Here is a 14,094-nt window from a genome sequence, read left to right on the forward strand (position 1 = left end):
TCAGAACTATCATATCACGACTGGAGGGTAATCGACTTCGTTTTCTGTTCCCATTTTACCGATATTCCAAGCTGTTCAGACACCAAACGTAGTGGTACTAAGGTCCTATTATTAACTATGATTGGCGAAACGGCAACCTGTTTTCTTTTACCATTTAGCACGATGTCTTTGCTTCCTACGGTTAAATCAATCAAAGTTCCCCCGCGCAGCACGGTAATCCGCTGATTGGCCCCATCCCAATTTGCCTGTCCGCCAAAATAATCCATCACATAACGAATCGGCACATAAGTGGTGTCCCCTTTAATAATTGGAGCCACATCTACCGTCTTCTTCGTGCCACCTGCCGTAAGGGTCTTCTGTCCAACCGTCATCAGCACGGTATTGCTCTTCACATTGGCGGAGCCCGCAAGATTTGGTACGGAGAACCGGATATTGTCAAATGCCACGCTGCCTGTCAGCGAGCGCTCATCCTGCCCCTCGGCCAAATTCACCACATACAGCCGTTTCAGCTTTGCCGAGGAACCGAGACCTTGTGATGCCAAATCAATGTTCAGTGTCTTCCAGCCTGTCCAGTCCACCTGGCGGGCCAGATCCACATAAACCGATTTGCCGTTCACATCAAACTCGGCGCGCGCCCAGTTCAGACTGGAATCCCCCATGACATCGATAGACATCGAGGTTGGATTGGCCGGAACACTCTTACCGGTTGTTCCATTGAGCTGTGCATACGCATATTTGTTGCCTGTGCCTCCTGTGAGATCGTAGTCGAGCTGAAGCACCTTGGAGCCAGCATGGTCACTTGATCCCTGCACCACTTGAGCCTTGCCTTTGGCCTCTGCCGGGAGTCTGGTGAAGCTTATCGGATACGATACATTTTCGAAGCTCTCCCAGGTTGTCTGACCGCCCTGGCTGAGCACAATCACCGTGCTGAAGCCGTCATATCTGGCTATCGCATAACCTACTTGTGCGCCAGACTTTACGGATTGTACTGTCAGCGTACCGTCCTTCACACTGCCGCTAAAACCGACAAACTCCCATTTCAGCGCACTTGCTGGTACCTTGACTGAGCCTCCGCTCTTCAGTTGGGCTGTTACGGAGATATCAGCTGATGTGCCTGCCGTCAGCGGAAGCGCCGTAGTGTTGGCGGTCAGCCCGTTCAGGTCGCCTCCACCGAGCACATTGACTTTCATGCTCGCCTTGGCCTGTCCGCTTACTGCGGTAACTTCAGCCGCTCCCGGCTTCACTGCTTTGAAGCTCTGACCGTTCCATGCCAAACTGCCGGTACTTGATTTCCAGCTGGCCTGAATTCCCGACGCATCCACCGGATTGTAGTAGGTGTCATAACCCTTCAGCTTATAAGAGGCCTCCTGCCCAATGAGCAGCGAGCTGCTGCCGCTAACTTTTAAACCTTTCAGAGAGCCTTGAGGAGCTTCCGTATATACACCCAGGCCACTTGCTACCAAGCGCTGGGTTGTTCCCCCATTGGACGTATCAAAAGTCAGTGTTGTGTCGGTTTCAGCAAGCGGACGGTTAACCATGGTGGTCGAGCCGCCTCCGTCCAGGTCAAGCCCTTTCCAGACGCCAATGCTGCTCATAAAGCTCTGTAGCTCAGTGAGCTTCATTCCACTGCTGCTGTCATTTTTCTGAGCCGCAATAATGTAGGCTGTGTGTCCATCCTTCGAGTACCCTACTGCCGTACGTGCCACCGCGCTGCTGCCGCTGATACTTGTCGTAGACCGCGTGAAGGAAGAAGGCTTGCCCTGATTTACAAGCAAGGTGTGGCCGCCCACCATCATTTTCTGAGCAGATGGATCAAGCGTACTGCCTGTTGTCACCGAACGCAGCTGGTAGTTCGCCTCCACACGCTGTCCAACCGACAAATGCGAGGTGATATAATTCGCCGCTGTCCCATGCGCACGCAGAATATATCCGTCTGCCGGCACTGCTCCCTGGATGGCTGCTCCCGGTGAAATCTCCTGTACTACACCGTTCTGAACCAGCACCTCTGTCGGTGTTGTGGAACTGTCCTTCGGACGGTCCGGCGACTTCCAGGCACTTGTATAAATATACATTGCATTTACATGGCTGAAGCCTTTGTTTGGCTCTGTATAATAAGCTTCCTTATTGATTCCCGCGAGCGGGAAGGTGGTTCCATCCTCGGCCTTAATGCTGCCGTCAAACGTGTATTCGTCAATCGTTGGTGTGCCATTTTTGCTGACTGCAAAAGCATACATCCCTTGCAATTGAGATGGGCTCGTAATCATCGTGCCATCTGAGATCGAGGCTCCCATAGGAACGCCCTGCCCATTGACATTGAAGAAGTCGGCGTTAACGCCTGCAACCGCTCCAGTCTCCTTGGCCATGCCCTGAACGGATTGTCGGGTCGTCACTTGGCCCCCTTTGCCGGTCATGACATCCAGCTTGACGTACGAGTTGGTCAGATCCACTTGAATCACATCCGCCAGCACCTTGGCGGTTTTGCCTGAGCGGCTGACCGTATATTGATAGTGAACCAGCTTCGCACCCGAAGTGATAATATCTTCTCCCAGCTTCACAACGTTACTAGCTGCTTCAACGACAGCCCCTGACCCTGCGGACAGAGGTCCCACACCTAGTACCGGCTGAATCCAGATCAGTCCTGCCAGGGTGACGATGGCAAGACGTTTCCCTCCACTCACGAGTATACTGACATGCTTCTGCTCTTTTTGCTCTTTCATATTATCCCGCTACTCTCCCATCTTCATTGCAGATCTTGTAAAACCTGTAGATTAACCCGCGGACAACATCAAATAAAGGAGCCGCATCAAGGCACCAGCTGCGCTCCTGCTTGGTATACGGAAGCCGTCCAGGAAGATTTGACAGCCTGGTTCGGTAAGAAAGAGACCCCCTAGATTCAGCCATTGAGGAGGGTTCGATGAACCGCACCCCAACCCAACTCAACCGGCTAAGGCTGCATCCCAACTGGCTTAAAAATCAAAAGCCGAAAAGCCCCTGTTCCGGCTCCGGCTGCTTAGGCCCGTTCAACGGGGTCCTCTCTCTCAACATCCGTATTTCTCTTATACAATTAATAGACTGCGAAAAGACGGAAAAGTTACGAAAAACAGCGAAATTCCTCCTTTGTTAGGTATTTCATTCCAAAATCTGAGAGATTTTAATGAATCTCTTTTTCATATGGGGGATTTAAGTTTAGGAAAGAGGCTCATATACCCGTGAGCATAACCGTTGAAAGAAGAACAGGGAGGTTCGGGAGATGTGAGAAGGAGAGAGGTAGAGGGCTAGGAATTGAAGTTCTTAAGATCGGGGACTAGAGTTCAAGCATGATGTAGAGATATAAAGAATAGAGATTTATGGAGTGAGAATGCATAGAGGTGTATGCCTGGAAAATTAGAAATCTGAGCAAATATGCTAGGTAGGAGTTGTAACCCGCGTTGTAGAAATGGTGAGGAAGCAACCAACTCAAACAGCAAGGCGGCTCCATCACAATCATGTCCGATACCGTTACCTGGACTGGAGGTCTTCTCCCCGTGGGAGCAGTGGCCACCGTAGCCCCTCTGTCTCTGTTGAACCCTCACCCTTGCGCTCCCGCCTACTCGGGTGAATACGATCAGATCAGCGCGGCTGCCGCAACACTCTAATATCCCAACGGAACGGTGCTGGCTGTGAGTGGTGAATTTTGCTGATTTAAGCGTAGGCCCTACTAATATTCTGCTATGCATAAAAAAACCTATGTCATACCGACATAGGTTTTGGTTTTAAGTTTCTACAAATATCCCAGCTTTGTCAATACCCGCTTCAACATAACCGCAGCCTGAGCCCGGGTCGCATTGCCTCTTGGATCAAAGGTTGTCGGGCTTGTCCCTTGAATAATACCTTCCTGATAAGCCTTGGCAACAAGATCTTGGGAAGATATCTTCTTACTATCCTTAAATACCTTCAGTGTCTGAGCCGGTGTGGCTCCCAGCGTAACATTACGTCCTGCTGTGCTCATGGCCCGAACCATCATAATCGCCATTTGCTCGCGAGTAATCGGGTTTAGCGGCTGGAATGTACCGTCCGTATTTCCTGTGATAATTCCAGCCTTGGCAGCAGCATTGATGTAGCCAACTGATGATAAGCCGGGCGGAACGTCACGGAAACGGCTTCCGGACGAAACGTCCGGGGACAATCCAAGCCCCTTAGCAATATATACCGCGAATTCAGAGCGGGTGATATTTTGATTCGGCTGGAACTGATTAGTGTTGCGCCCGTCAATGATCAGCTTGCTTGCAAGCTCATTAATATCATTACGTGCCCAATGTGTGTTCACATCCGAGAACAAAGTGATCCCAGTTACTGGGCCAGCAATGATGTTGCCTGGAATTTCAGCGGTCAGAACAGTATAATTACCCAGCTTCGCTGCCTTGGAAGGCATGAAAGTGCCGGACCGTGAAGCCGCATCGAATTTTAAAAGGGCTGTCTGTGTTGTTGGTGCACTTTTAGCTGTCCGGATCATCAGCTTGCCCTTTAGATCGAGTACCTGGGCTGCAGGTGTTGACGTAGATGTAACACTTATATAAGTATCCACCGGGTCCTCCACAGCTGCGTAGGTCACCCCAGCTCCTGTATTTGTTGATTGTCCCATTAAAGATGACTTTGAGATACGCTCCAGCTGAACCGTTAAATAGGACGAGGACAGAGTCGACCCTCCAATTAATCTGGATATATCCACAAACGAAATTTTGCCTAGCGGAACCTCATAGAGGGCATCTCCATATCTCACCACCAACGATGGATTGCCTCCACGTGTGTATGCCTCAAGCAATGGCTGCAGAGGAATGGCCACTTTGGCTGCCTTTTCTGTAGCAGGCACTTCAAATCCCAACGTCCGGTCAAGACCCGCAGTAGCCAAGTAGCTGTATGCTTCCGACAATTTTGCATTGTCGATAGTATATTTGCTAATTTCTTGACCTGAACGTGAGCGATCACTTGTTTTTGAAGCTGTGCTTGAATTCAACATATAAGCGGCCCTTCCGAACTCGCTGGACTGCAGCATGGACAGATAGGATGGCAATCCATTATTGGATGCCGCAGAATCCGTCAAGTTCTGCAGCGCCATCCGGCTGAAGCTCGGCACCACATTATTGGAGCTGTCATAAATAGGTGTTCCGCCTTGGGCATAAGACAAGTCCACCACCTGGCTGGAAGTGACAGGCGAACTTAATTTTAGGGTCAGTGTGCTTCCATCTAGTGCAGCAGACTGAACTCCCTTGGTTAATTGATCCGCCGTCACATAGAACAGCGTAGTCGGAAGTGATGATGATGAGTATCTCAACACACTATTAAATACTACGGTAACGGTATCCCCTTTAACTGACGCGGACCGGATATTCTGACTGGCAGTAGAACTATAGTTTACAGGCTCCAGATTAATATACCCTGCCAAATTACCGTTGAGGTCACTGATGCCCCCTGAAGCAGGCACATAGGAGACCGTTACTTTTTGTGCTGCCGTAAATGCGGAAGCCAATGTTAAAGTAACCTGATTAGAGTTAATAGCTACGGCTGTAACATAAACCGGTGAGTTGTTCACGAGCACCGAGAACTGGCTTTTCATTGGAATCCCACTCGGCTTCAAAGCCTCATTATACGTGAGTATCACCGTACTGCCGCTGCCCTCTGCTTTTGTGAATACAGGTGGCTTCGTATCATAGGTATTGCGGACAAAGAAGTCACTGAACCCGGAAATATTCTGTCCCCGGTAATCCTGTAGCGGATACGAACCCGGAGAGTAGGATACTTTGACCACTTCCCCATCTCCAACATAACTGGATAGATACAAATACACGATACTACCACTCTGAGAAATGCTGCTGACGCCTCTGGAGTATCCATCCGATGTGACCGAGAATTGCCCCGCCGCATAGCTGGATACGCTCTTCAAGCTGTCTCGGAACGTCAGCACCACCATATTTCCACTAACATACCCATCCTGCGGTTTGGGCAGGGCAGAGTCAATTCCATTCGCCACATCTCGAGCTGAGAAAGAGGCCGCAGCGTTTCGGTTAAGATCCTGGATCGGGCGAATGGAGCTGCCTGTGTAGCTGATTCGGACATTCTGCCCGACCGCAACTCCCGTCTCCAAGGTGACATATACCGCGTCGCCGGACACGTACGCACTGTACAAGCGGCGGGCCTCATCATTAACCGTCACCTGGAAGCTCGAAGTAAGCAGACTGATCGAGGAATCCAGGGTCTTATTGTACTGCAGACGAATCGTTGAGCTATTGTACAGCTGAGCACTTTGAATTACAGGAGCTGTTTTGTCTGCCACTCCAGTGCTGAAGCTCCAATCCCGGGTACCGCTCAATCCGGCAAAAGAAGCCCCCGTTGCGCTGTCCAGAACAGCACCAGCAGCTACATCCACGTAATAGGTTGCCCCAGCCTCCAGGGACGACCTTGGAGAAATAATCAGTTGGGACCCGCTCGCTTGGACGAGCGCCGAAGGAATAACGGTTGACCCAACCTTACGCAAGGTAACCCAGCCTCCCTGACCGTTCTCAAGACTAGAAACCGAGCCGGTTAGCTTAATACTGCGGTTAAAAGTAAGAGTAGGAACAACTGAAGTGCTCGCTGTGCTGCTCTGATCTAATGGGCTTTTACCCGTTACAGACAGCTGAGTCGATACCACGGAGCCGGTACTAAAGCTCCAGCTGTATCCTGAACTGCCTGGAACTGAATTGCCATCGCTATCTCTAAAAGCACCCGATGGCACTGTTACGGTATAATTCGTGCCTGCCACAAGTGCGACCGTTGGGGTTATCGTAATCGTATTCGTTCCGCCCCCTGTCACACCAGAAGACGTTACTGCCACACTCTGCGCGGACTGGCCGGACGGCTGAATGCTGATGGAGCCGTGATCGGGGTATACCGGACGGCTGAAGCTCATCTTCAGATTACTACCAGGAGCCTCACTGGTTGTACGGTCTGCCGGACTAACCGAGTTCAGCTGAACTGCCGCTCCCCGCACGTTGAACACCCAATCAGCGGCTGTAGTGAAACCGGCGAAAGGCTGGTTATCCTCATCCACAAATGCACCCGGGTCGATAAGCACGTAATAACGCTCACCTGGAGTTAGGCCAGTGGCCGTAAACTCAGCGGCGTTGCCGCCGGATATAGTGACCTGAGTCGAAGTCACAGACTGGGAGAACGCAGCAGCGTTATCCGATGTCCGCTTAACGGAAATCGTTCCACTTTTGCCTTTATATATTGGCTTATCAAAAGTAAGGCTGAGTTTTAGGGAAGACGCGTCGATGACCTCATTCTTCGCTGGCACTCTCGTGAGGTCTTTAGGAGCCACACTGCCACTGGTCAGCGTCTTGAACGTATAGTCGAATGCCGCTGACGTATTCCCCGCCTTATCTACAAATGTCCCTTCAGACAAGCTGACCTTATAATCGGTTCCCGCATCAAAAGTTATCCCGGTGCTGTCGATGTTCCGGATCGTACTGTAAGCATCCACCACGCTTGGTGATACGGGTATCGTAGCAGCTACCGTCGGCATCCCAGACGGATCCTTCGTCACCGTAATTGTCCCGTTCCCGGCCTTAACCTCCCGGTCGAACTGGACCTTCAAATCCACTTTAGCCGGATCGATCCCCTTCGATCCGTCCACTGGTAGTGTAACTATGGGCTGCAGCGTAGGGTCAGGCTGTAAAGCTGCAGCATTTGCATAGACCGACACAGCCAAGTTCAACACCAGCACTACAGCCAGCCACAATGAAATTCTTCTTCTCAACGGTTACTTCCCCTTTCAAGTCTCTCTCCATATGTAAAATTTGGATTAACAAAAAGACAGTCGTATATCCTATGTCGGCAAATTCTTTGTAAATCTTTAGAAAAGAATAAAAAGATAGAGGGGCCTTCAGCGAAGCCCCCTCTATCTATGAACTATTTTATAATAGAATTATCATCTGTCTCCCCTGACATAGCGGCTATCCGAGATGAACAGATATCATTCAAGCTCATCTCTCAGCCAAGCGTACAACTAGATATAGCGGGCAAACACTCACATAAGCACATAACCCGGGGAACGGGACGCATATATGAATGCAATAATAAGGCCCCCGAGGAATTTTCACTTATTTTTACTTCACTTTAAATCCAGCGTCCTTTAAATCTTGCTTACTAAGTAGAAGGGCACCCAGGTTTTTCTGCATACGAATTTGCTTGTTATTAACATCGAGTATTACTGTTTGGTCACCATCTTTTAAATCTCCACTAAATATGGCTAGCAAAAGTTTCCCCGCCCTTGTTACCTCATAAGCACCTTCTTTATCCTTTACTTGTGCAATGGAAATATTATTTATGGCCTGTAGATCCAGCAATGAAATCCACTGATTCTGTTTAGGGCTAGAATTGAATTCAATAGATTTAGTTTTAGGATTATAATTTGTTGAATAATCTAGAAGTGCAGCAGTTTCACGAATTGGGACGTAAGTGGTTCCTTTATAGGAAAGTTGGTTTGCGGTTGCATAAGCCTGCTCTCCGTCTACAAAAATTTTATATTTTTGCCAAGTTGCTTGAACTGCGTCTGAGCCCGCAGCTACCATAGTGGTTGATCCCACCGCTAATCCTAATGTAAGTCCGATAATAAGTTTTTTCATGAAAATCAGCTCCTTTATGTAGGGTACATGGATATTTTACCCAGACAGCAAGCAAATGAACATAGTTTTCTTATTTATTGTGAACTTATTTAATAAATAATTATTGCTAATGCCATATATATAATTGGTACAGTTCACTTATACCAGTTGGCCTTGCTCATATATACCAAAAAGAGCACTGAAGCTTAATTAGCTCCAGTGCTCTATATAATTGATTAAGCTTACAGACCCGCTTGCTCTCTGAGCAGCTCAGCCTTGTCTACACGCTCCCATGGAAGATCCACATCAGTACGCCCAAAGTGACCATAAGCCGCGGTTTGTGCGTAGATCGGACGACGCAGATCAAGCATACGGATGATGCCCGCAGGGCGAAGGTCAAAGTTGTTGCTGACAAGCTCAACGAGCTTCTCTTCAGATACTTTGCCAGTTCCGTATGTATCGACGTTGATCGATACCGGTGTTGCTACGCCAATAGCGTAAGCAAGCTGGATTTCCACTTTGTCGGCAAGACCAGCAGCAACCAGGTTTTTAGCTACATAACGTGCTGCATATGCTGCGGAACGGTCTACCTTCGTAGGATCCTTACCGGAGAATGCGCCGCCGCCGTGGCGAGCATAACCACCGTAAGTATCCACGATGATCTTGCGGCCTGTCAGACCGGCATCCCCTTGAGGTCCGCCAATAACGAAACGGCCTGTTGGATTAATGAAATATTTAGTCTCTGCATCCAGCAATTCAGCTGGAACAACAGGAAGAATAACTTTTTCTTTAATGTCAGCTTGGATCTGCTCCAAGGTTGCTTCTTCAGCATGCTGTGTCGATACAACAATGGTATCCACACGGGTCGGCTTGCCGTCCACATACTCGATGGTTACCTGTGTCTTACCGTCAGGACGAAGATAGTCCAGCGTACCGTCTTTACGCACTTCAGACAGACGACGCGCGATACGGTGGGACAGAGCAATTGGAAGAGGCATAAGTTCAGGAGTTTCGTTGGTTGCAAAACCAAACATCAAACCTTGGTCGCCCGCACCAATATCAGCGGTTTCCTTATCCACTTGGGCAGGGTCGCGGGACTCCAGCGCCGCATTCACGCCTTGGGCGATATCCGCGGACTGTTCATTTAGTGACGTCAGCACTGCGCAGGTATTATAGTCAAAACCATACTTCGCACGGGTATATCCAATATCCTTGACAGTCTTACGTACGATAGATGGGATATCCACGTATTCGGATTTCGTACTAATTTCGCCGATTACAAGTACAAGCCCCGTTGCAACGGATACTTCGCAAGCCACACGAGCGTTAGGGTCATTAGCCAGAAATGCGTCAAGCACCGCATCAGAAATCTGGTCACAAATCTTGTCCGGATGTCCTTCAGTAACGGACTCGGAAGTAAATAGATGGCGCCCTTTAATGGACATGAATTCTCAACCTCCCATAGGGATGTATGGCCACCGCCAATTCATCCTACACAAAAAATGAACCTTTTCCGAGCGGAAAAGGTTGAAGTACAAGCCTCAAAAGTCATATTAACGTATTTGTACCCCCCTGTCAATCAAGGGACCAGGCTCATGATTCCTTATTCCGTTGTATCCAATTTAAGGTGAATAAGTGCCATAATTATAATGTAAAATGCCGCTCCGCATGGGCAACCAAACGCTTGGTAATTTCCCCGCCAACTGAACCATTTTCCCGCGAGGTCAGATGCCCCCAGCTGCTGGTCGTATGACCACCGCCAATGCTGCCCAGCTCCCCGGAGAACTCCGTATCGGCTGAGCCGAGTGAACCTGCCCCATAACCAACGGGAAGGCCAAATTCCGCTGCGATTTCATATTTCATCTGTCTAAGCGCTTCACGGCTTTGTGGGACGATTTGACGATTTCTCCGACTGTTACTAGCCATTAGAATACACCTCCTGTGTAATTGTTATACAGGATTAGTATCTCTGATGTGTTAACTTATAATCTTATGAATGTTTGTTAACTCAAGCAGAACTTGGCGATGGCGGAAGGTTATTTAATGACATAACCTCCGCGTACCATTACGGTTACGCTCATCTTTTGCCCATCAGCTACTTGAATACCCCGGCCTTCTCTTGGAAAAGATAACAGATGATTGCTCTTGGCCGCTTCTCCATTGGCCACATCGATCCCGTCAGTAAGATCCGCGACGCCATTCGCATCTGCACTATAAATAACCGCCTTACCTCCGCGGACAATGAATTCCGCGCCAGCTTTGGCTACCATCGTCTGTCCAGGCTTAAGGGTTACTACTTCAATTCCGTCGCTGGATGCTGCACCCCCAGCTGATGTACCGCCACCAGTACCTGTGCCAGCGCCAGATCCACTTCCTGTGTTCGGAGTTGGCTTCGTCGGTGTTGAGCCGCCCCCAGATCCACCACCAAGCGCCTTCTGAATCTGCTGATCCACATAGCTCTTCGTCACAACCGGATCATCCGCAGTTCCAGGCTGATTCGCAACACCGGCTCCTTCCGCCTGAAGATTCATTAACGAGCCTGCCAGCAGCCCACCACCAATAAAAACGGCCGCCGCCGTGATCTTCCAAGTCTTCTTCATGATGTTCCTCCTGCCACTTTAGGAAATTTCTTCTCTATCTATTAATGATAGAGGTTTTGATAGGGGGAGACAAGGAAAAATCCCCGGGAAGGGGATTTTTCCTTGTTGTTATTTGTTATCGTCTCCGAAACGGATCAACCCAGATGAATTATAATAGAATCCTTGAGTTGCGAGTTTCACCCTTTGTCCTTGGAAATCATCATAAACTGATAGATAGTATGAACCGGCAGTCATCTTCTCAAAGAAACTATCATCAAAACTATAGGAATACGTACCATTTGGTCCAACCTTAAGATCGGTCCCCGGTGTTGCTTCTTTCTCAAATATACGGCCAGTAGTAGAATCTTTAACTTCAAAAACAAACTTATGACCTAACTCCCCAACACTATACTCTGTATTTCTAGTCAGGTTGTACTCCACTTTAACTTGAACTGAGCTAGTAGCGGTCAATTTAGCGTCAACGTTATTAATGTCCAACTTATAAGGGAATGCATCTAACCCCTTAAGATTGTTGCTAATAGTGGGCTTGATGATATTCAATTCCATAGCAGCTGCATTGATATAGCCGGTTGCTTCCCCTTTTATAGGAGTTAACTTATTATCTGTTACCCCTTCACCAATAATTAATTTCATCTCTGGCGAGGTTGCTCTGCTAGGTATTTTAGTCCAGAGTGCGATTACACTCTTTTCTTCAGGTCCAACTGGTGTCTCAATTTGAATATTTTTTGCACGATAAGTCTGTCCCCCGACGGCCTTATAATATCCAACTATTTGTGAAAGGTCAATTTGATGTTCTTCTAAATTTTTCACCTCTAATTCAGTATAAACAATATCTGAGGCAGCTCCTGGATAGACTATAGTTTTTAGTACTTTAAACTCTTCCTTACGACCACTATTATTCATCTGATAGGATGACTCTTTCTTAATCGTATTAATCTCGGGAAGATCCCCAAGATTAGTAAATTGGAACCACGGGGACAACGTTGGCGATGAAGCTTCACCGGATTTCTCTAACAAAGCTATTTGTAACTGTGTGAAGTCTAGATATGATGGAAGCTTAGATACTAAATACAAATCAGATGTTTTACCAGCACCTAGTAACGCAACACTTTGGCTATTAATTAATTTTGTATCATTCGTTAGCTTGGCCGAGTCTACGATAAATTGACCTGACAGTTCCGGAAGAACGATCGTCTTGTTACTCTTGTTGGCTATTGTTATTTTTGCTGACACTAGGTCCCCATCAATCCATGGCAAACGTTGAACATTGGATAAAGTAAGGCCAAGTAGTCCATTGTTTATTTGCATAAGTTGTTCAATACCTGTAGTGTTTTGAAGTGGTGTTGCCTCAGGTAGAGCGAATATTCCTATAGGGTAATTAAACACAGCGTCCTTGCCGGTAGGTGCTGAAGTATTTCCTGCATTATCTTTTGGAACTTCGCTAGATGTTTGAGGAACATTCACAAATAATTGAAGCTTCTGATCAGCCATTTTAGACGGGATCGAGATATTCAGCCTGAGATTTCTCTCCTCCTCTGGTTTAAGCTGCATATTCTCTAATCCCTGCACAGTTATTGGCAAGGTGTAGCCACTTCCTGTGTGTAATACAAATTCATACTTAGGCACGGTGATAGTAGTTGTTCCTGCATTTCGAAGCGAAATTTGAATAGCCAGGTCAGTACTATCATAACTCTGATTCATCCAGGCTCCTTTTACACTTGCAGCTAACTTACCCGTTGGTAACGAAACAATCTTTTCAGTATAGGGTTTCACGGTGATAGACTGATTTTTGGCAAGCGGTAGTTGTAATGTTGCAAGCGGCAAAGACATCTTTGAAGTTTCATCATCTTGGATAACTTGAAGCTCGAGATTCTTTAACGGGATATTCTTTGGGATTGAAGCCATAAGGTTTAATTTTTTGGTATCCTGAGGCTGAATTCGATAATCAGAACTTAAAGAATCTGCTGATAAAGGATAATTTGAACCATTCGCTGTCTTTACTACCATCTTAACCTTTGGGTCTTCGAAAAGCTTATATCCAATATTTTGAACATCCAGTGTGACACCTACATAGTTATAGTTGCCTGACAAGTAGCTTGTAACCTGACTTACTTTCATTTTTACAGGCGCCTCATTTATTCTAAACGCTTTCGATTGTCCTGAAGGAGTAGAAATTAAATAGGATGAAGGAATTTTAAAAGAGCCAAGATTGTTTTCATAGTTAGGCTTGCTAAAATCCCACTTTACAATTTGAAAAGCGAGATCACTAATTTTAACATTCTTACCAACTTTAACAATATACGTTAAGGTTGTTGTTGCACCTGAGGCAACATTCTTTTTGGTTGCATCTGAAGCCTTAAGTGTGGCGCTGTACACAGCTCCCCCCGAAGAGCGGACTCTGGTCCAATAATCCGTTAAATCCAGATTCTTAGCATCTTTATTATTGAAGGTCAGTGTATATGTAACAATACTCCCCTCGTCTTGTGTAAGAATATTCACCTCAGATAAACGAACACTGCTTTTATTAGTGAGCTTTACTGCTGGCAGTGCATTAATTGTATGAACAACCGGTGTAGTAGCTTTAACCGTCGATTTTGAGTTAGTTGACGCTGCACTTACAGATGAACCTTGCGCCATACTTCCTATGACCAAAGTTAAGCCAACTGCTGCAGCCGTAATTGAAACTTTATTCAATCCGCTTTCCTCCTATGCCAAAATAAGGGTATACTATTTAAACGTTTAGAAGAGGAAAATGTTTCGTTTTTTGCAGCTTCTAATTCACAAAAGTCAAACTATCCCCCACTTAAGGTAAAGGAGCATAATAAAAAAGAAGTCTTGAGAATTTCTTCTCAAGACTTCTTTTTTATTAATCA

At 47.2% G+C, this 14,094-nt stretch carries 8 protein-coding genes; 1 reads left to right on the forward strand and 7 read right to left on the reverse strand.

Annotated features, from left to right (window positions below; translation table 11 throughout):
* Positions 1-14: 14 nt before the first annotated feature.
* A complete protein-coding gene (locus tag KJS63_RS10275; protein WP_213619042.1) occupies positions 15-2,717 on the reverse strand; it encodes a stalk domain-containing protein in 2,703 nt (900 codons plus the stop codon).
* A gap of 768 nt (positions 2,718-3,485) precedes the next feature.
* Between KJS63_RS10275 and KJS63_RS10280 the strand changes: the two genes are divergently transcribed.
* Positions 3,486-3,635, forward strand: coding sequence for a hypothetical protein (locus KJS63_RS10280; protein WP_213619043.1), 150 nt, complete (start codon positions 3,486-3,488; stop codon positions 3,633-3,635).
* A gap of 125 nt (positions 3,636-3,760) precedes the next feature.
* Here the strand turns inward: KJS63_RS10280 and KJS63_RS10285 are convergent, their stop codons facing one another.
* The 6 genes from KJS63_RS10285 to KJS63_RS10310 form a co-directional block, all read right to left on the reverse strand.
* Entirely contained in the window at positions 3,761-7,774 is a 4,014-nt protein-coding gene (locus KJS63_RS10285; protein ID WP_213619044.1) for an Ig-like domain-containing protein, read from the reverse strand.
* Positions 7,775-8,123: 349 nt separating this feature from the next.
* A complete protein-coding gene (locus tag KJS63_RS10290) occupies positions 8,124-8,642 on the reverse strand; it encodes a stalk domain-containing protein (protein ID WP_213619045.1) in 519 nt (172 codons plus the stop codon).
* 221 nt (positions 8,643-8,863) lie between these two features.
* Positions 8,864-10,066, reverse strand: a complete 1,203-nt coding sequence (gene metK / locus KJS63_RS10295; protein ID WP_068620618.1) for a methionine adenosyltransferase — start codon at positions 10,064-10,066, stop codon at positions 8,864-8,866.
* A gap of 199 nt (positions 10,067-10,265) precedes the next feature.
* Positions 10,266-10,547, reverse strand: a complete 282-nt coding sequence (locus KJS63_RS10300; RefSeq protein WP_068620620.1) for an alpha/beta-type small acid-soluble spore protein — start codon at positions 10,545-10,547, stop codon at positions 10,266-10,268.
* Between the two features lie 110 nt (positions 10,548-10,657).
* Positions 10,658-11,221 carry a hypothetical protein gene (locus tag KJS63_RS10305; protein WP_213619047.1) on the reverse strand — a complete coding sequence of 188 codons (564 nt, stop codon included), beginning with the start codon at positions 11,219-11,221 and terminating at the stop codon, positions 10,658-10,660.
* A gap of 108 nt (positions 11,222-11,329) precedes the next feature.
* Positions 11,330-13,915 (reverse strand): hypothetical protein, encoded by a 2,586-nt coding sequence (locus KJS63_RS10310; RefSeq protein WP_213619049.1) that lies wholly within the window; start codon positions 13,913-13,915, stop codon positions 11,330-11,332.
* Positions 13,916-14,094 lie beyond the last annotated feature (179 nt).

The sequence above is a fragment of the Paenibacillus sp. J22TS3 genome (genome assembly GCF_018403205.1).
GTDB lineage: Bacteria > Bacillota > Bacilli > Paenibacillales > Paenibacillaceae > Fontibacillus > Fontibacillus tuaregi.